This window comes from Gilvibacter sp. CC01, from assembly GCF_055755295.1.
The window spans coordinates 2,114,045-2,136,602 of the sequence record NZ_CM146909.1 but is presented as its reverse complement, the minus strand read 5'-3'; the positions used below and the strand labels follow the sequence as shown (position 1 = coordinate 2,136,602).

Sequence of the window (22,558 nt, the reverse complement as noted above, 5' to 3'; positions counted from 1 at the left end):
ATAGCGTTATTTAATTAGGATTATTCTTTGTTTTTGGTGTCGATGATCAAGGTAACCGGACCGTCATTGATAAGTTGAACATCCATCATAGCTCCAAAGCTTCCACGGCCCACTTTTTTACCCAGTACTTCCTCAAATTTAGCAATAAAATTCTCATAAAGTGGCTCAGCTATACTCGGATGCGCGGCTTTGATAAAAGAGGGTCTATTTCCTTTTTTTGTGGCTCCGTGTAAGGTGAACTGACTGACTACTATGGCAGCTCCTCCCGTATCTTGTAAGGAGAGGTTCATAGCTCCACTGTCGTCGCCAAAGATCCGTAAACGAGCAATTTTGCCCGCAAGCCAATCAATATCTTCTTGCCCATCCGCAGCCTCTATACCCAAAAGGATAAGTAAGCCCTTACCTATTGCAGAGATCTTTTCCCCAGCCACGGTTACCGAAGCTTCGCTCACGCGTTGAATCACTGCTCTCATGACTGCTGAAATTCGTCTTTTCTGTAGGATTGATCCTGTTCTTCGTCTAGCAAGGTCACATAACTCTTGTATCGCGACCAAGAGATCTCGTCGTTCTCTAGGGCTTCTTTGACCGCGCATTTGGGCTCCTCCAAATGCAGACAATTGTTGAATTTACATTCGGATTTCAACGCAAAGAACTCTGGGAAATAATCGCTAATCTCATCCTTATCCATATCTACGATCCCGAATCCTTTGATTCCTGGGGTATCGATGATACGGGCATCGAAATCCAAATCGAACATCTGCGCAAAGGTCGTAGTATGCTGGCCTTGTTTATGCTGGTCTGAGATGGCTGCTGTGGCCAAATTCAAACTAGGTGAAACTGCGTTGACCAAGGTAGATTTCCCAACACCACTATGGCCCGCAAACATTGATGTTTTGCCTTCCATCAGCGCTTTTACCTCGTCCACACCCTTTCCTGTTTTAGCACTGGTAGCCAAACAAGTATATCCAATGTCTCGATAGAGATCCATAAGGTAGAGCTGCTCGGCTTTCTTCTCAATATCGTAAGTATCCATTTTATTGAACACCAGTATTGCAGGAATACTGTAAGCCTCCGCAGTTACCAAAAATCGATCGATAAAAATGGTAAAGGTCGGGGGATTGTCGTGAGTGATCAGCAGAAAGACCTGATCGATATTACTGGCTATAATGTGTGTCTGCTTGGACAGATTCACAGACTTTCTAATGATGTAGTTCTCGCGGTCTGCTATCTTCTTGATAACCCCAACCGTTTCGTCACCGTTGGTTTCTAGTTCGAACTCCACCTTATCACCAACCGCAACTGGATTGGTACTTTTTATGCCTTTGATACGAAACTTGCCCTTAATACGGCATTCGTGAAATTGTCCCGTTTCATCTTTGACGGTGTACCAGCTGCCGGTTGATTTATAGACGGTTCCTTTCATCTGCCCAACAAAAATAGGGAGTTTGTCAGAATATGTAATACTTTTAACCAACACATTAAATCTACAATATGAAGAAACTATTCCTAATCATTACATTGATCTTTATTGGTGCTGATATTCAGGCACAACAATACGAAGTAAAAGTTATTACTAGTGTAGAATCCATTGTTCCCAACGGTCTGGGTCGATCACGACTTATTTCTGCCAATGTCGAAAGAAATTATGAGGAATTTACCTCTAATCAAACGGAAGACGACAATAGCAGGAACAAATCCAAACGCAGTGATATCCGCGTAAAGGATTTCGAAGAAACCAAACTTCTAAACTTTTACAATTTAGGAGGAATTAGATTCCAGAACATAGCAGCCAATGATGCGGTCATAGAATCAAAAATCAACGCCATGCTAGCAGATGGCTGGGATCTCGCCTTTGTTGCCAGCGCCGTAGAAAGCGATTCGGGCGACAAAGACGGACAGGGAATTTTTATAACCCGATATATCTTTAAGCGCCTAAAACAAGAATAAAATTGAGCCCGCCATTAGCGGGCTTTCTTTATTGCTTGTAAATCTTCTCTTGGTGATTGATAGACTCCTGGTGAATTGCCTTGAAAACACGTAGAATAAACTCTTCACTGAGTTGATGTTGCTCGCCTTCTAAGATCATTTTACCTAAGATCTCGTTCCAACGCTTGGTTTGTAGTACCGCCACGTTGTTAGACTTTTTAAGCTGACCAATGTCGTCTGCAACTTTCATACGTTTGCCTAAGGTCTCTATTAGCTGGTGGTCAATCACATCGATCTGCGTACGCAAGGTGTTGAGTTTGTTCTTAAACTCCTGCTCTTGTCCTTCTTCTTTTCTGATGGTAAGCTCCACCATGATCTCTTTCAAGCGGTCTGGTGTAATCTGTTGTATGGCATCACTCCAAGCGTTGTCCGGATCGTAATGCGTTTCTACCATAAGCCCATCGTAATTGAGATCTAAGGCCATTTGACACAGGTCAAAAATGATGTCTCTTCGCCCAGCAATGTGCGAAGGGTCTAAAATTAGCGGTAGATCCGGAAAACGGTTCTGCAGATCAATAGCTATCTGCCATTCTGGGTTGTTGCGGTAGCGGGTTTTCTCGTAGGTTGAGAATCCGCGGTGGATCACCCCGAGATTTGCAATATCCGCAGTATGAAAACGCTCCACAGCCCCTAACCATAACGAAAGATCTGGATTTACAGGGTTCTTGATAAGTACAGTCTTGTCTGTCCCTTTTAAAGCGTCTGCAATTTCTTGAACAATGAAAGGAGACACTGTGGTTCTGGCACCGATCCAAAGTATATCTACATCGTGTTTTAAGGCCAGATCCACATGATTGGCATTCGCTACTTCTGTGGTGGTCAACAAGCCTGTTTCTTCTTTGGCCTTCTGAAGCCATTTAAGACCCAAAGCGCCAACTCCTTCAAAATTCCCCGGACGGGTTCTAGGCTTCCAGATCCCAGCTCGAAGCACGCTCACATCACTGTCTTTGAGTTCGTGGGCTATCTTGAGTACTTGGTCCTCTGTCTCTGCACTACACGGTCCCGCGATTACTAAAGGATGGTCTAGCCCAAAGGCGTCTAACCAATTCCTAAGTTCTTTTTTATTTTCCATAGTCTTCTAATTCTTCTTGATTCCGTTTAATATATGTTTGATGCTATTTATTGCTGTCATTTCTTCATGCATGGCTGGCTCGTCATTGTTTTCTATCAACTGCTTAAAAGCTTCCAAATTGGCTATATAAGCATTCAGGCTGTCCAATAGATGTTCGCGGTTTACCGAAAAAATGGGTGCCCACATATTGGGGCTACTCTTCGCCAGACGTACCGTAGATTCAAAACCACTGCCAGCTAGGTCAAAAATATCGCGCTGATTTTGTTCTATATCCATAACCGTTTTGCCCAACATAAATGAACTTACATGAGACAAATGTGATACATAAGCCAAGTGTTTATCGTGGGCTTTGGGGTCCATATAACGAATACGCATACCGAGCTGGCGACACAATTCTTGGCCCTTCTCTTGTAAGGTCAAACTGGTCTTTTCTACCTCGCAAATTATATTTGTTTTTCCGTCGAACAAGCCAGATATAGCGGCTCTAGGACCAGAGTATTCCGTACCCGCAATTGGGTGCATAGCCAGATAATTTCTTCTTTTGGGATGCTTAGCTACCGCTTCACAGATCACTGCTTTGGTAGAACCCATATCGATCACCAAGGTCTGATCTCCTACCTGATCCAACACAGTACTCAAAGTACTTGCCGTAGCATGTACAGGGATCGCCAAAACCACTAGATCTGCTTTGGCCAAGTCGTTTTGGGTTGCTGCGGAGTCGACTAAGCCCAGATCCTGCGCTTGCTCTAAATGTTCTGCGTTGTTATCCATTCCCAGCAATAATACTTTAGGATACAAGCGCCTTAGATCTATCGCCAAGGAACCTCCAATAAGTCCCAATCCTATTATCACTACCCGATTCATACGCTTATTTTCTTTTCAGTGATACGTCTGTGAGCAGCTTCTAAGTCTGTGAGTGAAACACAAAGTGAGATCCGCAAATAACCCGCTCCTCCAGAACCAAATACGGTTCCTGGAGTAAGAAACAGATCGGCCTCATCTAAGAGTCGGTCTGCCAGGGCCTCTGCATCTGTACCTTTTGGTAAGGCAACCCAAACAAAAAGACCTTGCTGACTATCACTAAACTCTCCGCCCAAGGCCGTTGCGATCTTCCATGCCAATTCACGGCGTCTGGCGTAGGTTCCGTTAAGCTGATCGAACCAGCTCTTGTCCATCCCCAAGGCCGCTATAGCTCCCTTTTGCAAGCCGTAGAACATCCCACTATCCATATTGCTCTTTACCTTAAGTACTGCCTGGATAAAATCTGCATTTCCACAGAGCATCCCTATACGCCAACCGGCCATATTAAAGGTCTTGCTCAACGAATTGAGTTCCAAGGCTACTTCTGCTGCACCCGGAACTTCTAAAAGTGAAATGGGTGTATCATTGAGGATAAAACTATAAGGATTATCATTCACAAGCAGAATTTCGTGCTCCTTAGCAAAAGCGACCAATTCGGAAAAGAATGCTCGTGTTGCAGTTGCCCCTGTGGGCATATTCGGGTAGTTCACCCACATGATCTTTACTTTAGACAGATCTGTATTTGCTAGCGCTTTGAGATTGGGCAACCAATGGTCTGCCGCACTTAAGTCGTAAGATCTAATGTTTGCCTCTACCAAACGTGCTACTGCAGCATAGGTAAGGTATCCAGGATTAGGAATCAATACCTCATCACCTGGATTCAAAAAGGCCATTGAGATATGCATGATACCTTCTTTTGATCCCATTAAGGGTAAGACCTCCGTCTGCGGATTCAAGCTTACCCTGTAATGATCTTTGTAAAAGCTGGCTATGGCTTCGCGCAATTCTGGGATCCCTTGGTAAGATTGATACTGATGCGCATTAGGGTGTGCAAGAGCATCTTGCAGGGCCGCAGTGACTTCTGGCGCTGGAGGTAAATCCGGAGAGCCGATCCCGAGGTTGATCACCGGCCTTCCGGCAGCGACACGCTCGCGGACTTCTCTAAGTTTTCTAGAGAAGTAGTATTCTTGAGTTTGTGACAAACGACTTGCAGTGATCATAAGCTAATCTTCTTGTCGTTATAGGTACCGATAACCTTAAAATGTTTGGCCATTATTTCCAACATGGCAACAGCTTTTTGAAAGTCAGCCGGTTCGTCAAAGACCACATCGACAAAAAATGAATAGCGCCATGGCGTTTCTATGATGGGTAAAGATTGGATCTTAGTAAGACTCAAATTGCAATCGCTCATAACGTTTAAAGCAGTCGCTAAACTTCCGCGCTTGTGATCTAATTCGAACTTTAAAGAGGCCTTGTTGATCTCCACTCCCGGTTCTTCCACTCGCGTTTTACTAACCAGTACAAAACGCGTTGCATTCTTAGCTATAGATTGCACATCTGCAGCTAACACCTCTAGCCCATAAAGCGAGGCCGATAAAGTGGGCGCCAATGCAGCTATTCCTTGGCAGTTGGTCTCTGAAATCTCCTTGGCAGCTAAGGCCGTATCTGAAGCTTCTACCAATTTGATATGTGGATGTTGACTAAAATAATCCTTGCATTGCAGTAGTGCCATATAATGAGAATGCACCTCCTTGATGTCTGCAATTCGTTGCCCTGGTAGTGCCAATAGATTATGACTAATGTTCAGATAATGTTCTCCGCAAACATGAAGGTCGTTCTTATCGATCAAGGCGTAGTTTGGCAGAATAGAACCAGCAGTGGAATTCTCTACGGCCATGATTCCGAAATCTACCTCATCGGCCACCAAACGCGCAATAAGCTCGTCAAAGGTGGTACACTCTACCACGCTGGCATTGGGCCCTGCCCACTGTGTGGCTGCCAAATGATGATTGGAACCCAACACACCTTGAATAGCGATCTTGCTATCTGGGCGACTAATCGGATGCGGTGGTGCAATTTTTGTCTCTTCGTTCATATCAAAAAAAAATCCCGAGACTAGCTCGGGATTTATATGTGTTTCACTTTAGTAAACTACATAGGCTTCCCGATCTCCTTTCGGAAATAAAAAAACCAATAGTTGTAAAAAGTACTAAAGTTGTTCATTCTTAGTTATTGAAGTGCTAAAGTAGCCATTGCGATGGATGCTGCAAAATTTTTTTGAGATTTTTATAATTCCTAGCTTTACACAAAAGAAATTAATGTCTATAGCTGTTTCAGATCTGACCAAGAATTACGGTGCGCAAAAAGCACTTGACGGTGTATCCTTTAAAGTAGCCAAAGGAGAGATCATTGGTTTTTTAGGCCCCAACGGAGCCGGAAAATCAACCCTAATGAAGATTCTGACAACCTATCTCGAGCCCAGCGCTGGAACTGCGGTGGTGAATGGTCAGGATGTGATCACTGCGCCTATGGCAGTGCGCAGCAGTGTAGGATATTTACCGGAGCACAATCCTTTGTACTTGGAGATGTATGTTAAAGAGTACCTGAGCCAACATGCACAATTACACAAAACAACTAAAGATAGAATTGCCGAAGTAATTGAACAAACCGGGCTGACCCCGGAGGCTCATAAACGCATTGGTAGTTTGAGCAAAGGATATAGACAGCGTGTAGGTTTGGCAGCGGCACTGCTGCACGACCCGGAGGTACTGATCTTAGATGAGCCCACAACTGGCTTGGACCCAAACCAAATTCTCGAGATCCGGGAACTTATTAGAAAAACAGCTGCCTCGAAGACCATTTTCTTGTCAACGCACATTATGCAAGAAGTAGAAGCGCTATGCGATCGTGTTATTGTGATCAATAAAGGGCAGATCGTGGCCGACCATAAACTCAGTGAATTGAAAGGTGACCAGGCGCAAATTGTGGAGGTGGCCTTTGATTTTAGAGTAGAAGAAGTGGCTTTGAATCGCTTGCCAAAGGTTTCTAAAGTAGAGAACATTCACGAATTCACTTACCTGCTCCATTTTAATACTAAGGAAGATATGCGAGCTGCTGTATTCGACTTTGCGCACGACAACGGATTAAAGATCTTACAACTCAATCAGAAGAACAAGAATCTGGAGAGCCTATTTAGAGAGTTGACTAATCCAGAAAAATAAGTCGGCCTGTGTAATACTCCGTGACCTCAACTACTGCAGGTCTATTTGAGCAGATCACGTCTCCAACACTTCTCAGCTCTCCGCTTATAGATTGCTGCGGATTCAGAAACATTTGATTCGTCCCCCGATGAAACAGCTTCGCATGCTGAATGATAAGACCTTCTGCCTCTATGCGACAATCACCACTAAAGACTCTAAAATCTGCAATATCGGCCGTTCCTCTCAAGAAGAAATTAGACAAGTTATTGGTAGAGACAATCAGCTCTTGTACTTCTATGTCTAGATCGAAATCTCCGTCTACATTGACCCGGTCATTTTCTGTAAAGTCCTCTGCCTTTAAGATAAGTTCTTCATATCTCAAAACGCCATCGCTTCTAACAGTGCGACCAGATTGGTTGTTGATCACCTTAATATCAGGACTAGTCACAAAGGCTATGGTAGGTCTGTAATCCCGTGTTAAATTACAGGCATTGGCATCACGTAGTATGAGTTCGCCATTTTCCACTATTGCCGTTATATCAGGTATTAAATTCTCTCCTGCTTCTATGACCACCGAATGCCTATCGCCTTGTTTGAGCACAAGCTCTACGCGTTCTCGTACGCGAATTTTACTAAAGGCCTCGAACTCGAATTCTTGCTGCACACGGTCTCCATTGGTCTGGAAACAATCCAAAGCATTATCACTATCACATGATAGCAAAACAACAGCAAGTAAGAAGGTCCAAATTCTCATATCACAGTTTGTTAAATCGAATACCTACAGCAAATTCTACAGCTTCGGCCTTGGCTCCATGTACCTTGACCGTTACGCCTGCAAAGAGACGGTCATTCTTACCGAAGTACCTTTTTAAACCTAATCGGTTGTATAATTGCCCCTCGAAATCAAAAGGATAATACACATAATAACCTAGCTGAGAAACAAAGGCAACTCTATTGAAGCGCAGTTCGTGTCCAATAAAGATACCCACCCTTTTCCAGTCCTCGTCTCCACTAAAGTTTTCTTCTGGAAATGCTACGGAGCGGTAATAGATCAATTCCTTTAAAAACTCAGCAAAAAACACATCCACTCCTGCTTGTAAAGTAGACTTACGATTGATCCGTTTATCTGCAAAAGCAGAAACTACATAAAAGGGGAATTGCCCTTGTCCAACAACATCACTCTCATTCACCCCTCCACGCAAGACCAGGTTGAAATGAATAGGCTCTGAGTAAGGGGTCTTACCTTCAAAAGGCACATAGTCGGGAAAATCCTGATAATCGAACTGATAATTCAGTCCCGCGCTAAAAGCAAAGGTGTTGGTACTGTTGTTAGGCGCTCGTAAATTAGCATTGGAATAATGAATAACCGTAAATCCGGCCTGGAAACCTAGGCCTTTCCAAAAGCGTTCTTTAACGTAATCGAACTTGAGCATGGTGGTGCTCAACAAATGCGTTCCGAAGGCATTGTTGAGAAAATTCTCGTTCCTGTCATAGGGATTACTCGCATAGGCTATTCCCTGTCCTATCCGCAGCACTAGAGACCTTTTTAAAAAGTAGAAATTGAAATGTCCATAAAGGCCGTAGTTTTCACCGAGCGACTCATTCTTAAAATTCTGATAGGTAAAGGTGAATCCCCAATCCGGGTAATTATAGCGCCTCTCCCAAGCATTGAAACCGTAAGTTTTTCTATTGTAGCTTAGCACAAATCCTTCGGGATGGTCTGTTATCAAGTGACTCAAGTCCGGATTGTGCTCCATTATGGTTCCGTAGAAATAGTCGAACTGCAACGAAAATGGCTTTTGCTCTGGCTGCTGAGCGCAAACCACAGTTGTACCGCACAAAACGAGGAAAAAGAATTGATAGAGCGGGCGGAGGTTCATATGTTATCTACGAAAAATTTGCTGTGGCGGTTTTAATCTTCAAAGAGCAATCTGCCTGTAAAAAGTTCTTCTACCTCCACGGTTGGTGGTCTATTGACAGAAATTACATCTCCTGTTCCTCGTATCTCTCCGGTTATGGATTGCTGCGGATTGACTATCATCTTATTGGCACTCACTTGCACGATTTGCATATTCTGAACCACAAGATCACGCGCTTCTAGACGCGGCTGCTCGTCCGTAAACACAAAAGCACCACTTTGGACCTGACCAGAAAGGTAGAATACACTAATGCCGTTGGCAACCACACGTAAGCTTGTAGAGTTGACCTCTAAAAAGAAATCTCCACTTTTTCTACCTGAACTAACTTCACCAGAAGTGTTGCTCAGCAGCAAAAGTTGTGGATAATTCAACACCCCTTCACTGCGCACTTCAAAGCGTGAACTATTGCGGATCTCGGTAATATTAGGAGCTTCAACATAAACCGTGGTCAATCCGTATTCTCTAAAGAAATTACAAGCGTTATCGTTTTTCACGACCAAAAGCTCACCTTGCTTTTCAACACTTATATCGTCAATCAAAAACTCGCCGCTTTCTAGCACAACATTATACGAAGGAGCTTCGCGAATTACCAGACGTACTCCATCCTCTATGCGGATACGTGAAAAGTCAGTAATTTCAAATTCCTTGCTAACCAGATCACCCGCAACTTGCAAACAATCGGGTGCATTACTGCTACTGCATCCGTAGAGCAAAAGGGAAGAAACTATTAGAAGTACTACTTTTTTCATCTTAATTGAATCGATACCCTATTCCAAAAGCAAGTGCTTCCGCTTTGGCCCAGTGGAGCTTTAGCGCTAGAGATCCGTATAATTTTTTATTAATGCTGTGTTTAAGCCCAACCCGCTGATAAAAACGTCCTTCAAAGTCATATGGATAGTACAGGTAATAGCCCACATGGGTAAGCAGTGCTAGTTTTCCAAAATGTAATTCGTGACCCAAGAAGAGCCCTGCCCGCTTCCAATCTTCATCACCTTGAATTCCATCTCGAGGAAATGCAATTGCTCTATAAGTGATCTCTTCCTTTAAAAATCGTGACAGGAAAAAATCAAAGCCTCCCAGAATAGTACTTCGACGGTTCAATCGTTTGTCTGCAAAAGCAGAAATCACTAAAAAAGGGTGCTGCCCCAAACCGACGTAATCACTTTCATTTAGCCCAAATCGAAGCGCGGCATTGAAGTGCCAGGGTTCCGTGTAGGTGTTATCTAGCTCTTCATCTGGATAAGTCAAAGTCTGCGTAGAATCCAAGTCATAACTCATTCCCAAATGTACCGCCAGGGTATTGGTACTGGTGTTCGGAGCCCTAAAATTCGCATTGGAATAATGCACTAAGGAACCTCCCAAATGCAATCCGAAGCCTTTATACAAACGCGGCAATACCAGATCGGTCTGTACAAAGGTCGAGCTCAACAAACGAGAGCCGTAGGCATTATTCTTAAAATTGGTTTCCAGATCGTACGGATTGGTCGCATAGGCTATTCCCTGTCCGATCTTGAAGCGGAACAAACGCTTAATGAAGTAAAAGGAGTAATGGGCATAAAGCCCATAGGTCTGCCCAAGGGCGGGCTCCTTTGGGTTTTGATAAATAAAGGAGAATCCAAAATCTGGATAATTGTATAGGCCTTGCCATTCTTGCTGCCCAAAGCTACGTCGGTTGTAGCTCAATATAATTCCTTCCGGATGTCCGGTGATCAGGTGTGCAACATCTTTGTTATGCTCTACAATATTGCCGTAGAAATAATTGGCCTCAAAGAATTCGGACTGTGCCGTAGTTTGCTGCCCCAATAGCGCGAGTGGCAAACAAGAGATCAAGACGGCAAGCCATTTCTTCATGGGCCTAAAAATAACCAAATTCCTTACAGATTAAAAAGGGAGCTCGTTAAGATCGACATTCCCACCAGAGAGCACTATACCAACACGCTTCCCTGCAAAGAGTTCTGGCCGCTTCAAGACTGCCGCAAAGGGTACAGCACAAGAGGGCTCAATTATGATCTTCATTCGTTCCCAAATAAGACGCATAGCTGCAACGATCTCGTCTTCCTCAACTCTAATAATATCTTCTACCAACTGCTGAATTATAGGAAAATTATTATCTCCCAATTGGGTTCTTAGGCCGTCAGCCACCGTATTGGTGGATTCGTTGGTTTCAATTTTACCACTCCTAAGCGATCGATAGGCATCATCTGCTTCCATTGGTTCTCCTGCATAGACCTTGCAGCCATTTCCATAGTAATGTGCAGCCAGCGCAGTACCTGCTAGTAGGCCTCCGCCGCCAACAGGAGTGAGCACCACCTCTAATTCAGGATGATCTTCTAGCAATTCAATGGCTGCCGTACCTTGCCCAAGTATTACGGGTATATCGTTAGAAGGATGTAAAAAGGTTGCACCTGTTTCGCCTTGGATTTTTGAGGCCATTGCTTCTCGAGCTTCTAAGGTAGGTTCAGAAACAGATACCTTTCCGCCATAACCTATTACAGCTGTTTTTTTAACCTGTGGCGCCGAACTTGGCATAACAATATAGGCCGGTACCCCAAGCTCTGCAGCGGCTAATGTAACCGCTTGTGCAAAATTTCCGGAGGAATGGGTGACAACACCTTTGGCTCTTTGCTGGGCAGACAACTGCGATATGGCATTGATAGCGCCCCGCATTTTAAAGGCTCCCATACGTTGAAAGTTCTCACATTTAAAATAGAGCTCTACCCCGCTCAAGGCATTGAGCAAGCGCGATTGTAATACTGGCGTCCTGTGAACCATAGGCCCAACAGTATCCATGGCCTTTTGGACCTGTTCTTTGGATGGAATTGTTTTCACTCCCTAAAAATACAACAGCAGTTCTAATTCGAAAAGTGGATACCACATTCTCTTTTCGATAATGCTTTTATGGGATCGTTGTATAGTTGATTAAGACTCAAACCGTGTCTTTGCGCATAGGCCTCCAGTTGCGAATCGGAAAAATGGAAAAATGGACTCACTTTCAATATTCCCTGCGGACTTAGACTCAGAATATCCAATTGATCTCTGAAAGCCGTCTGCCCTTTACGAATATTAGTAAACCACAGATCTGGTTGAATAGTCTTAAAAGCAATCTCTATAGGATCTAACTTAAGGACCTGCGTTAATTTCTGGTGATTAGGATTATCCATACCAGGTTCACCCCAAAGATACTCGCTGTGCGCCCTGGTATATTTAGGAATACAAACACTGAGGTCCAACTTATATTTTTCGCATAGCAAGGAACTGTGCTCATAGGTCTGTATTGTATTATATCCGGTATCACACCAGAGGACCTTTATCTGCGGATTCTGCGCAGTTACTGCTTGTATTAAAACCTCCGAGTATTTACCAAAGCTTGTTGTTAACACTGGCTTGAAGCTTAACTCCAACACAAATTTTATGATCTCTTCTGGAGATTCATTCAAAAGATTCTTGTTGAACAACGACAGCTTTTCGGAAGGAATGAGGATCATAAATATAATTATCCTATCGGATTAGTAGACTTTACAAAAGTAAAAGCTTTTTTCTAATAAAAAAATCCATCTTATTCTTCGGTGATGAGATCGGCCAGGGTTGTATTTTCCAAAATTGAAAGGGTATTATCTCTAACCTGAATCATAAGCCGATGCACACTACAAGCGTCTTCATCTGGACAATCGTCGCATTTTTCATAAAAATTCAAGCTAACACAGGGTACCATGGCTATGGGTCCTTCCAAAATGCGGTAAACATTTGAAATACGTATCTCACTGGCATCCTTGAGCAAATAATATCCGCCGCCTTTCCCCTTTTTGGAACTCAAAAATCCCGCCTTGCGCAGGGTGAGCAAAATACTTTCTAAGAATTTCTGGGAGATATTCTCGGACTCAGAGATCACAGAGATCTGTACAGGACTGTCGTCCTGCCACTTAGCCAAAAAAGCAAGGGCTTTTAATCCGTATTTGGTTTTCCTAGAGAGCATAATCTACTCTCAAAGGTAATTTTTATTCTTGAATTAATTGCCCATTGACCATCACACTGTAGGTCACCGGGACCTGAGGTTCAAAGGTCAAAGAGACCGAACAGTATTTGGTGAAGCTCAAGTCTGCGGCACGCAAAGCCTTGGCAGGATCTATCGCACCTTCGAGCTTAATGATGACTTCTACAGCCTTAAACGGCTTAGCACCTTCAACTTCGTGACGGGTTCCATTCACTTCCATGGAATAATCCTCAATGCGCTGTCGTTGTTTCTTAAGTATGGCAACCACATCAATAGCGCTACAGGCTCCAATGCCCATTAGTAATAATTCCATAGGACTTGCGCCTGTGGCGTTCGCTTCTGAGGTGTTGTCAATAGGAATTGCCACTCCGGTCTTACCTGTACCGTGAAATAGATATTCGTCGTTTTTGCGCTGAAGGCGTACTTGCATTTTCATAGTAGTTGTAAAACCACAAAGTTAAGCAGAAACTCTTTCGCTAATGCGCAAAATATCACCAAAGACTCCCCGTGCCGTTACCTGTGGCCCCGCCCCTGCTCCTTGAATCACTATCGGATTAGACCCATAACTCTCTGTGTAGATCTCAAAGATAGAATCACTTCCTTGTAATTGACCGAGCATACTGTTCTTAGGCACCGCCTCTAACCGGACAAACATTTGTGCGCCAAAATCGTCAGCAAGGTCTCCGTCTAAGGTGGCAACATAGCGCAAAACCTCATCTTTATCACAGCAAGCGCGAATGCTGTCAAAGTGAGTATCCAAAGCAGGAAGATCATCTAAAAAGGCAGTTGTAGAGAGTCCTCTCAAGGGTTCTGGGATCAGGTTTTCTACAGCCACCTCATTGAACTCACAATGCAAGGCGAGCTCTCTGGCTAAAATTAAAAGTTTACGCGCCACATCGTTGCCACAAAGATCCTCTCGCGGATCTGGTTCGGTATAGCCTTTAGCTATAGCAGACTCCAAAACCTTGTGGAATGCAATTTGTTCTGCGCTGAAACGATTAAAAATATAACTCAAGGAACCCGAGAAAACACCTCGGATCTGGGTAATGTTCTCACCAGAAAGATGTAGTAATTTAATGGTATCTATTAGTGGCAAACCGGCACCAACATTGGTCTCGTACAAATAATCCTGTTGCCTTTTGGCCAGCCTTTCTCGCAAATTATCATAGAACTCCATACCGAGTGTATTGGCCACTTTATTACTGGACACCAAAGAGAATCCAGCTTCTATAAAAGGCAAATAATTCAACACGAAGCTAGGGCTTGCCGTATTGTCTACCATTACGGTATTGTATAATCCATGTCGATGCGCTCTTTCTATCAGCTGCGGAATTGTATAGGACTCACCTTGCTCCTGCTTGCGACTGCGCCAGTCTTTATCGAGGCCATCTTTATCGAATAGTACAGTACTTGAATTGGCCACGGCTACCACTGCGAGGTCAATTCTGCGTCGTCTTTTAAGCTTTTCTCGCTCGGCGATCAATTGGTCTATCAGTAATCCGCCTACTTGTCCATGACCAATGATAAACAGATGAATCTGCTTGTTTCTGATCTTATCCAGATCGATCTTGGAAGTAGGAATTAAAATATTATCGGGGGCTTTTACTAAGCTCATAACTATCGTTTTTTAAGGTGGTCCCGGCAAAGACCGATGCAATAAAACTGCCGAGTTGTTCTTGTTCGATCAGAAAAGCGTCGTGCCCTTGCTCGGAGATCAAACGGTGGTGATGCACTTGTACTCCCAAAGCTCTTGCAAGTGAAGCGGTTTGCTTAATATCTGTTTCGCTGTAGAGCAGGTCATCTTGAATTCCTATTAAATGCAACTCACCCTTAAAAGCGCGCAAGACCATTTCTATGCCGCGCTCATTGTTCGTACAATCGTGGGTGGTCAACAACCAATTCATAAACTTGTAGGCTTTTAGTGTAAAGCGATCCTTTAAAGAACACCCGTGGAAATGCAGCCAATCATAAACGGAAGCGGCAGCTTGTAGGCTGTCATCACTGCCAAATTTCACGATAAACGCATTTGGGTTTCGATAAAAGGTCATGGCGTGCACTCGGGCATCGAACAAAGGTTCCTTTGAATTGGAAAGGATCTTATCTTGGACCATACCTTGTGCTACTACCCATGGGCTGGCTTTCCAATGAGCCGCAACAGGAATGAGATGCTTGCACAAGTCGGGGCGCAAGGCAACGAGCTGCCAAGCCAAACACCCTCCTAAGGAGCCGCCAATTACTGCATAGAGATCCTTAAGACCTATCTCATCCAGCGCAGCTAATACCCAAGAAGCAACATTCTTTAAACGGAAGGCATAAGGATTGTCCAACAGTTGTCCGTCATATCCGTTTCCGGGTGAATTGATGGCTAGAACGGTAAACTTTTTAGTATCTATGGATTGATCGTCTCCTATGAGTCCATTCCACCATCCTTGAGGACCACAGACCGAAGAGTTTCCACTCAAAGCGTGTAACACAAGTACAACAGGTGCTGTGTGCAGCGCCGGGCCAAAAAGTTGATAACTGACAAAATCAAAAGGCGCATCCACTGCCGCAGCATGCCGTTTTATAGAAACTTTCTGTAAATCTTTCATAACGCTTTAGTAAAGCTCCGACAGCTTTTTACCGCCGGAGCTTAGCTAACATTAAACACTAATAATCCAAACACAATTAGTTTGTAGCAACAGGCTGTGGGCCATATACCTTAGCAAATGCCTGCTGCAGGTCGCCTATCAGATCGTCCACATTTTCCAAGCCTACTGAGAGGCGGATCAGATCTTGGGTTACCCCTGTGGATTGCTGCTCTGCTTCAGAAAGTTGTTGATGCGTTGTACTAGCCGGATGGATGATCAAAGACTTGGTATCTCCAATATTGGCTAATAAAGAGAATATTTGGGTTGCGTCTACGGCCTTTTTAGCAGCTTCATATCCGCCCTTTAACCCAAAGGTCACTATTCCGCTTTGACCTTCCGGCAGGTACTTTTGAGCCAGTGGATAATAATCGCTCTCTTGCAAACCAGGATAGTTCACCCAAGCCACTTCTTCTTGACTTTGAAGCCATTTGGCAAGCGCCAAAGCATTAGACGAATGCTTCTTGATTCTGATCTCCAAGGTCTCTAATCCTTGCAAGATCTGGAAAGCGTTGAAGGGACTCAAAGCAGCACCGAAATCGCGAAGCCCTTCAATGCGCAGTTTAGCAATAAAGGAAGCCTCCTTGAGCACTTCTGCATAAACCAAACCGTGATATCCGGGAGAGGGTTCTGTAAACTCTGGAAACTTGCCGTTGGTCCAATCAAAGGTACCGGCATCTACCACAACGCCACCTAAAGCGGTTCCGTTGCCGTTGATGTATTTGGTCAAAGAATGAATCACAATATTAGCACCGTGAGCAATAGGGTTTAACAAGTAGGGTGTAGCCACTGTATTGTCAACGATCAATGGAACTTTAGCAGCTCTGGCTTGATCTGCAATATTTTTAATATCCAATACATCCAGCTTCGGATTCCCTAGGGATTCAATAAAGATCGCTCGGGTATTATCTTGAACCGCAGCGGTGAAACTATCGAGCTCAGCAGGGTCTACAAAGGTTGTGGTGATCCCCAAGCGCGGTAAGGTAACGTTCAGCAAGTTGAAAGTCCCTCCGTAAAGACTGTTTGATGCTACAATGTGGTCACCAGCACGTAAAAGCGTTTGCAAGGTGGTGGCAATGGCCGCAGTGCCTGAGGCAGTGGTCACCGCAGCGATTCCACCTTCTAGAGCAGCGAGTCGCTGTTCTAGTATATCACAGGTCGGATTATTGATTCGGGTGTAGATGTAACCGGTCTCGCTCAGGTTGAACAAGTTGGCTGCATGGTCACTGTTGTCAAAAACGTAACTGGTAGATTGATAAATAGGCACGGCTCTGGTTCCGCCGTGATTGGTTGTGTCATGACCGGCATGCAAGGCTGCGGTCGCAAATTTTGAGGTACTCATTTTTCTTTCTTTTTGAGTTAAACTGAATTAATTCAAAAGTCAAATGCGCTTTAAAAAAGCGTACTTAAAGAAAAATGTTATAAAGAAATTGAACCCCATTCCTAGATCGGGAACTGGGTCTTGAGTTATCTATCCGGAGCGTCCGGTAGAATTTAGCACCTTCTTTGCACAAAGAGACAAAGGGTTGCTAAGGCTTCACAGGGTCTAATCCCTCCACCTTTCTTGATAACATTTCAATAAGTGTTTGAACTTTATGAGCACAAATATTGCGACACAAAATTGAAAAATCCAAAAAAAGCCCAAAATTTTTGAAAATTTTAGGCTTCTATATATGATTCAAGTTGTTGAGAATTTAATCCAATGGCCTGATTTTAATGTTTCTATACCACACCTTGTCACTGTGGTCTTGTAAGCCTATATGACCTGTTTGAGATTTACCAAATCCTTCCCAAGTAGCAAACTTGGAATCGGCTACCATCGCATCCCATTCTGGCCCGTGTACTGGGAAAGTATAGAGTTCCTTCCCATTGAAAGTCACCTTCCCTTGATTGGTTTTATGGTTGACTTCGAGCACACATAAATTCCATTCCCCAACAGGTTTGGTGTTGTCTTCTGGTGGAGCGATCATATCATAAAGGGCGGCCGCTGAATGCGTTCCGTCTCCGATTTTAGCATCAGGGTGAGCGGTATTATCCAATACTTGGATCTCTGGCCCAGTCTCATAGGCTTCATTGAATTTCGGGTCTTCAACTACAGCCCAAAAAATTCCACTGTTTCCGGCATCAGAAATCTTCCATTCCAAAGAGAGTTCAAAATTGGTATAGGTGTTTTTTGTGATGATATTCTTGCCGCCTTCTTCTCCTGGAGTGAATGCCATAGCACCGTCTTCAATAGTCCAATTGTCATAAACTGCGTCAGCACCATATCCTTTCCATTGATCGTAATTAGTTCCGTCAAAGAGGATTTCCCATTCAGATTCTGCTGGCGTTTCATCACCTGCTACTACTTCAGTTTCTGCCTCATTTTCTGTTTCTGCATCGGCAGTAGTCTGATTATTTTTGCATGCAATCATGGCTGTTGCAGCCATGAATAAAACTAACTTCTTCATATTGTTGAGTATTATAATCCTAGAATTTTCTTAAGTTTTTCTTTGTCAATCTCAGCCCCAGCAAAATCGTCAAAGCGTTTTGTGGTAGCCTCGATAATGTGATCGGCAATGAATTTGGCGCCTTCGCGCGCTCCTTGTTCTGGGCTTTTTATAACACACTCCCATTCCATCACAGCCCAAACATCACAGCCGTATTCGGTGAGTTTACTAAAAACAGTTTTATAGTCAATTTGCCCATCGCCCAAGGAACGATAGCGCCCTGCACGGTCTTTCCAATCGCCGTATCCGCCGTAGACTCCTTTTTTACCCGTAGGCTTGAATTCAGAATCCTTAACGTGGAAGGCCTTGATAAACTCGTGGTAGTGGTCTATGTAGGTAAGGTAATCGAGCTGCTGTAAAACAAAATGCGAAGGATCATACAGAATATTCACCGCCTCATGCTTACCAGTCGCTTCCAAAAAGCGCTCAAAGGTCACCCCGTCGTGCAGGTCCTCTCCCGGATGTATCTCATAACAAACGGCAACTCCGTTGTCTTTGAATTCATCTAAAAGTGGTAGCCAACGAGCGGCTAATTCTTTAAAGCCCATATCCACTAATCCAGTGGGAAGCTGCGGCCACGGATGCCACATATGCCACATCAAAGCACCACTAAAAGTAGCATGCGCCTTTAAACCTAAATGCTTACTTGCTCTAGCTGCAGAAAGCAACTGTTGGCGCGCCCATTCGGTACGCTTGGCCGGATTGTTTTTGCAGTCGTCCGGAGCAAAATTGTCGAACATTAAATCGTAGGCCGGATGCACGGCAACCAATTGCCCTTGTAAGTGCGTAGAAAGTTCTGTGATCTCAAGGCCGTAGTCTGCTATCTTACCTTTAAGTTCGTCGCAATAGGTCTTACTTTCTCCGGCTAATTTAAGGTCTATTAAACGGGTTTCCCAAGTTGGGATCTGTATACCCTTGTATCCAAGATCTCGTGCCCATCCGCAGAGTCCATCCAATGAATTGAACGGTGGCTTATCATCCATGAACTGTGCTAGAAAAACAGCAGGTCCTTTTATTGTTTTCATTGCTTTATGCGTTTAAATCGATCCAAACATTTCCTTGACTGTGTGAAGCCACGGCTTGTTCAATAAAGTACATTCCACGCACACCGTCTTCCATACCCGGAAACTCGCCAGGATGATGCTCTTGTCCGCGAACGGCCTTGGCCATGCCTTTGTAAATATTACCCATGGCATCAAAGATCCCTTCCGGATGTCCAGGAGGGAGTTTTGTCCCATCTAAAGATAGGGCATCGTTATACGCATGTCCAGGTTTAAGCGTTCGCATAGGTTGACCATCTTCTAGCCAATACACATAGTTTGGATTTTCTTGCTCCCATTTAAGGGAACCTTTGTCGCCATAAACGGCAACAGTAAAGTTGTTTTCTTCTGCAGTGGCGATCTGACTGGCCCTAAGCACACCTTTGACATTCTTGCCAAGACGCAAGAGCACAGTGCCGTCTATATCCATTTGGTTGTCATCGTATAGATGATTCAAATCTGCAAGGATAGATTGCACTTTAAGGCCTGTGACAAATTCAAGCATTTGGTATGCGTGTACACCAATATCTCCCATACAGCAGGAAATACCTGATTTATCAGGATCCAAACGCCAAGTGGTCTTTCTCAGCTTCGGATCATGAATGATTGGATTGATCCAACCTTGATAGTATTGTACGTCTACCTTTTGGATCTTACCTATGGCTCCTTGAGCAATCATTTGCTTCATTTGACGCACCATTGGATAGCCCGTGTAAGTATGCGTTAAAGCAAATTGTTTTCCACTTGCGCGTTGTACTGCTTGTAGCTCCAACGCTTCCGCGTAACTCATGGTCATGGGCTTTTCGCAAATCACATGAAAGCCGTTCTCTAAGAGTTGCTTAGCCATTGGAAAGTGTAAGAAGTTGGGTGTTAGTACCGAGACAACCTGGATCCGATCGGCCTCTGGTATAGCCAACTCCCCAGCAATAAAAGCATCCAGATCTGCATAAATACGATCTGTTGGTATGCCGAGTTCATTAGCAAAGTCTATACTCTTTTGTAGTTCCGGATTAAAAACCGCTCCGGTAAGCGCATATGCATCGAACATACTGGCAGCCACGCGGTGTAAAACCCCGATAAGGGAATCACCTCCACCGCCAAGTACGCCCCACTTTATTTTTTGAGCCATAATTATTGTTGGTATTCTACTTTCTCGTTTTTAAACAGGAGTGCAAACAATACAAATACTACTGCTGCAAATGCTGCAGGATACAGCCAAATCTGATTCCAAGTATGTTCGGTCTCTGAAATAGCGAAAGCATCTGTGGTCTTACCAGCTATCCAGAATCCTATTAACATACCGACTCCGTAAGTAGCCAAGGTAATAAGCCCTTGTGCGGCACTCTTATATTTTTCGCCTGCCTTACTGTCTGTATAGATCTGCCCTGACACAAAGAAGAAGTCATAACAGATACCGTGAAGCGCGATTCCTATCAGCAACATAAAATACATACCATCCGGGTCTCCATAAGCAAAAAGCAAATAGCGAACTGTCCAGGCTAACATCCCGACAAGAATGGTTTTCTTAAATCCGTAGCGCATAAAAAAGAAAGGCAATAGCAGCATAAAGAACACTTCTGAGAATTGCCCAATAGCCATCTTTTCTGCCGGTTTATCTACACCTACCTCACCCAAGAACTGTCCGGCGTGTTGGTAGTAAAAGGCCAACGGAATACAGATCAAAACAGAAGCGATAAAGAAGATCAAGAAGTTTCTGTCCTTCAATAACTTTAGGGCATCCAGACCTAAAATAGTAGAGATACTCGCGCGTTCTGTAGAGCTCGGTGGTGTTTTAGGAAGTGTAAAACTGAATACACCCAAAACAGCACTGGCAATAGCGCACATTAAGAATGTATTGCGCAACAAGCCGTCAGCGATCCCTGATTCGGAATCCCAAAGGAAAATTCGACTAATACAAACTCCTGCTATGATCCAGCCCACGGTTCCCCAAACACGAATACGCGGAAACTGTTTAGACGGATCCGAAAGTTGATTAAAACTCACCGAATTCACCAAGGCCAGGGTTGGCATATAGGCTATCATATAACCCAATACATACGGGTAGAAAGCGTCAAAACTTTCGGCATTGGCCAGTTGATACATCAGCACGGCACCAACCAAGTGCAACACACCCAATATGCGTTCTGCATTAAAGTATCGGTCTGCAATAAGCCCTATGATAAAAGGTGCGATGATCGCCCCCCAACTTTGAGTGGAATAGGCCATGGCCGTTTCTCCTCCATCAGAACCCAAGGTATTTGTCAAATAGATCCCCATGGTTACAAACCAACCTCCCCAAATGAAGAATTCTAGAAACATCATGAAGGAGAGTTGAAAATAGGTGGATTTTTTCATTGTGTTTATTTAGTTAGTATGGTTGTTAGTTCATTTTGCTTCCCAAGCTGATCAGCAGATCACGAGTGGCCTCAATCCCTTCTTGTTCGGAAAGATTACTACCCTCGTATTCCACGCCGATATATCCAGTATAACCAGCATCTTTTACTACTTGAAGCATTCTGGCGTAGTCTATGGTGGTCTCGTTGCCGTCTTGGTCAAAGTCATAAGATTTGGCACTCACTGCCTTGGCAGCAGGCATCATAAGTTGAACCCCTTGGTAAATATCCGGATACTCTTCTTCACACTCGCCCCACTTGGCTCCGTCTTTTCTCTTGACACAGAAGTTTCCAAAATCAGGCAGGGTTCCGCAATTGTCCAATCCAACAGCATTGATCACTTCCATTAAAAGAGGTGCATTAGAAGACTGCCAGCCATGGTTCTCAACCAGAACGTTCACACCTTTGGTCTTGGCATAGGCACCTAATTTAGACATTCCGTCTATGCTGTTTACTTTCCACTCTTCATCATCCAAAGAGCCGAAGAGATTGATACGAATAGAATGACAACCCAACTCTGCCGCAGCATCGACCCAACGCTTGTGATTTTCTACCGCTAAGTTACGGGCAGCTTCATCATTGACCGACAGATCGCCTTCGCCATCTATCATGATGATCAAATTCTCCATTGCGGCCGCTTCGCTTTCTTGCTTGAGTCGTTGCGTGATAGCTTTTATAGCTTCGTCTTTACTGTCGTATTCTTCCATAGCCGAATTGTACAACTGACTTACATATTCCAGCCCGGCAAATCCGTTGTCTTTAGCATAGGCAGCAAAGTCAAAAGGATCCATGCCTTCTTCTCGGATCATTCTGTGAATGGACCATTGCGCTAAGGATAATTTAAAGAAAGGAGTCTTAGTTTTTTCGACAACGTTTTCGGAGCTGTTTTCGATCTGATTTGCAGTAGTTTTTTGCTCTTTCTCAGACTTACAACTCCCTAGCATTAAGACCAATAGCATCAATGTGAGAAGTGCAAGGTTTTGTCGCGTTAATTGCATTTTCATTAGGAAAAAATTAGAAAGGACATCAAATTAACAATA

At 44.0% G+C, this 22,558-nt stretch carries 24 protein-coding genes and 1 riboswitch; of the genes, 2 read left to right on the top strand and 22 right to left on the bottom strand.

Annotated elements, in window-relative coordinates; genetic code table 11:
- Positions 1-20 precede the first annotated feature (20 nt).
- Positions 21-473 carry a D-aminoacyl-tRNA deacylase gene (gene dtd / locus AC0J2F_RS10030; RefSeq protein ID WP_473007536.1) on the bottom strand — a complete coding sequence of 151 codons (453 nt, stop codon included), beginning with the start codon at positions 471-473 and terminating at the stop codon, positions 21-23.
- On the bottom strand, positions 470-1,423 hold the full coding sequence (gene rsgA / locus AC0J2F_RS10025) for a ribosome small subunit-dependent GTPase A (protein ID WP_473007535.1): 954 nt from the start codon (positions 1,421-1,423) through the stop codon (positions 470-472). Before rsgA ends, dtd begins: the two co-directional genes overlap by 4 nt.
- Before the next feature lie 68 nt (positions 1,424-1,491).
- On the opposite strand from rsgA, the gene AC0J2F_RS10020 reads away from it, so the two are divergent.
- Positions 1,492-1,947 (top strand): hypothetical protein, encoded by a 456-nt coding sequence (locus AC0J2F_RS10020; RefSeq protein WP_473007534.1) that lies wholly within the window; start codon positions 1,492-1,494, stop codon positions 1,945-1,947.
- Positions 1,948-1,975: 28 nt separating this feature from the next.
- Here the strand turns inward: AC0J2F_RS10020 and AC0J2F_RS10015 are convergent, their stop codons facing one another.
- Genes AC0J2F_RS10015 through AC0J2F_RS10000 form a run of 4 tightly spaced genes read right to left on the bottom strand, consistent with a single transcriptional unit; the run spans position 1,976 to position 5,954 of the window.
- Entirely contained in the window at positions 1,976-3,058 is a 1,083-nt protein-coding gene (locus tag AC0J2F_RS10015; protein WP_473007533.1) for a chorismate mutase, read from the bottom strand.
- 6 nt (positions 3,059-3,064) lie between these two features.
- Entirely contained in the window at positions 3,065-3,922 is an 858-nt protein-coding gene (locus AC0J2F_RS10010) for a prephenate dehydrogenase (protein WP_473007532.1), read from the bottom strand.
- Positions 3,919-5,079: a pyridoxal phosphate-dependent aminotransferase gene (locus AC0J2F_RS10005; RefSeq protein ID WP_473007531.1), complete on the bottom strand. Its 1,161-nt coding sequence runs from the start codon at positions 5,077-5,079 to the stop codon at positions 3,919-3,921. The genes AC0J2F_RS10010 and AC0J2F_RS10005 overlap by 4 nt, the downstream gene beginning before the upstream one ends.
- A complete protein-coding gene (locus AC0J2F_RS10000; RefSeq protein WP_473007530.1) occupies positions 5,076-5,954 on the bottom strand; it encodes a prephenate dehydratase in 879 nt (292 codons plus the stop codon). Before AC0J2F_RS10000 ends, AC0J2F_RS10005 begins: the two co-directional genes overlap by 4 nt.
- A 223-nt stretch (positions 5,955-6,177) precedes the next feature.
- Here AC0J2F_RS10000 and gldA point away from each other — a divergent pair, with 223 nt between their 5' ends.
- Positions 6,178-7,080 carry a gliding motility-associated ABC transporter ATP-binding subunit GldA gene (gene gldA / locus AC0J2F_RS09995; protein ID WP_473007529.1) on the top strand — a complete coding sequence of 301 codons (903 nt, stop codon included), beginning with the start codon at positions 6,178-6,180 and terminating at the stop codon, positions 7,078-7,080.
- On the opposite strand, the gene AC0J2F_RS09990 is transcribed toward gldA, so the two are convergent.
- The 16 genes from AC0J2F_RS09990 to AC0J2F_RS09915 all read right to left on the bottom strand — a co-directional run bounded on the left by AC0J2F_RS09990 (position 7,064) and on the right by AC0J2F_RS09915 (position 22,522).
- Positions 7,064-7,813, bottom strand: coding sequence for a head GIN domain-containing protein (locus AC0J2F_RS09990; protein ID WP_473007528.1), 750 nt, complete (start codon positions 7,811-7,813; stop codon positions 7,064-7,066). The two genes, gldA and AC0J2F_RS09990, sit on opposite strands and share 17 nt — an antisense overlap.
- A 1-nt stretch (position 7,814) precedes the next feature.
- The gene (locus AC0J2F_RS09985) at positions 7,815-8,939 is read right to left on the bottom strand and encodes an acyloxyacyl hydrolase (RefSeq protein ID WP_473007527.1); all 1,125 of its coding nucleotides are present in this window, start codon (positions 8,937-8,939) and stop codon (positions 7,815-7,817) included.
- Positions 8,940-8,971: 32 nt separating this feature from the next.
- Positions 8,972-9,727 carry a head GIN domain-containing protein gene (locus AC0J2F_RS09980; protein WP_473007526.1) on the bottom strand — a complete coding sequence of 252 codons (756 nt, stop codon included), beginning with the start codon at positions 9,725-9,727 and terminating at the stop codon, positions 8,972-8,974.
- A 1-nt stretch (position 9,728) separates the two neighbouring features.
- Complete coding sequence (locus AC0J2F_RS09975) at positions 9,729-10,829, bottom strand: acyloxyacyl hydrolase (protein WP_473007525.1); 1,101 nt, start codon at positions 10,827-10,829, stop codon at positions 9,729-9,731.
- 30 nt (positions 10,830-10,859) lie between these two features.
- Positions 10,860-11,750 (bottom strand): pyridoxal-phosphate dependent enzyme, encoded by an 891-nt coding sequence (locus AC0J2F_RS09970; protein ID WP_473009385.1) that lies wholly within the window; start codon positions 11,748-11,750, stop codon positions 10,860-10,862.
- An 80-nt stretch (positions 11,751-11,830) separates the two neighbouring features.
- On the bottom strand, positions 11,831-12,463 hold the full coding sequence (locus AC0J2F_RS09965) for a phosphoadenosine phosphosulfate reductase family protein (RefSeq protein ID WP_473007524.1): 633 nt from the start codon (positions 12,461-12,463) through the stop codon (positions 11,831-11,833).
- Between the two features lie 71 nt (positions 12,464-12,534).
- Entirely contained in the window at positions 12,535-12,951 is a 417-nt protein-coding gene (locus AC0J2F_RS09960; protein ID WP_473007523.1) for an RrF2 family transcriptional regulator, read from the bottom strand.
- Positions 12,952-12,973: 22 nt separating this feature from the next.
- Complete coding sequence (locus AC0J2F_RS09955) at positions 12,974-13,399, bottom strand: OsmC family protein (protein ID WP_473007522.1); 426 nt, start codon at positions 13,397-13,399, stop codon at positions 12,974-12,976.
- Positions 13,400-13,426: 27 nt separating this feature from the next.
- Complete coding sequence (locus AC0J2F_RS09950; RefSeq protein WP_473007521.1) at positions 13,427-14,584, bottom strand: homoserine dehydrogenase family protein; 1,158 nt, start codon at positions 14,582-14,584, stop codon at positions 13,427-13,429.
- Positions 14,559-15,560 carry an alpha/beta fold hydrolase gene (locus AC0J2F_RS09945; RefSeq protein WP_473007520.1) on the bottom strand — a complete coding sequence of 334 codons (1,002 nt, stop codon included), beginning with the start codon at positions 15,558-15,560 and terminating at the stop codon, positions 14,559-14,561. The genes AC0J2F_RS09950 and AC0J2F_RS09945 overlap by 26 nt, the downstream gene beginning before the upstream one ends.
- 76 nt (positions 15,561-15,636) lie before the next feature.
- Complete coding sequence (locus tag AC0J2F_RS09940; protein ID WP_473007519.1) at positions 15,637-16,938, bottom strand: O-acetylhomoserine aminocarboxypropyltransferase/cysteine synthase family protein; 1,302 nt, start codon at positions 16,936-16,938, stop codon at positions 15,637-15,639.
- A gap of 122 nt (positions 16,939-17,060) precedes the next feature.
- A riboswitch (SAM riboswitch) is annotated at positions 17,061-17,170 on the bottom strand.
- 120 nt (positions 17,171-17,290) lie between these two features.
- Positions 17,291-18,046: a 3-keto-disaccharide hydrolase gene (locus tag AC0J2F_RS09935; RefSeq protein ID WP_473007518.1), complete on the bottom strand. Its 756-nt coding sequence runs from the start codon at positions 18,044-18,046 to the stop codon at positions 17,291-17,293.
- Positions 18,047-18,057: 11 nt separating this feature from the next.
- The gene (locus tag AC0J2F_RS09930) at positions 18,058-19,110 is read right to left on the bottom strand and encodes a sugar phosphate isomerase/epimerase family protein (RefSeq protein WP_473007517.1); all 1,053 of its coding nucleotides are present in this window, start codon (positions 19,108-19,110) and stop codon (positions 18,058-18,060) included.
- Positions 19,111-19,114: 4 nt separating this feature from the next.
- The gene (locus AC0J2F_RS09925) at positions 19,115-20,254 is read right to left on the bottom strand and encodes a Gfo/Idh/MocA family protein (RefSeq protein ID WP_473007516.1); all 1,140 of its coding nucleotides are present in this window, start codon (positions 20,252-20,254) and stop codon (positions 19,115-19,117) included.
- A 2-nt stretch (positions 20,255-20,256) separates the two neighbouring features.
- Positions 20,257-21,480, bottom strand: coding sequence for a nucleoside permease (locus AC0J2F_RS09920; RefSeq protein WP_473007515.1), 1,224 nt, complete (start codon positions 21,478-21,480; stop codon positions 20,257-20,259).
- 25 nt (positions 21,481-21,505) lie between these two features.
- Positions 21,506-22,522 carry a sugar phosphate isomerase/epimerase family protein gene (locus AC0J2F_RS09915; RefSeq protein WP_473007514.1) on the bottom strand — a complete coding sequence of 339 codons (1,017 nt, stop codon included), beginning with the start codon at positions 22,520-22,522 and terminating at the stop codon, positions 21,506-21,508.
- Positions 22,523-22,558 lie beyond the last annotated feature (36 nt).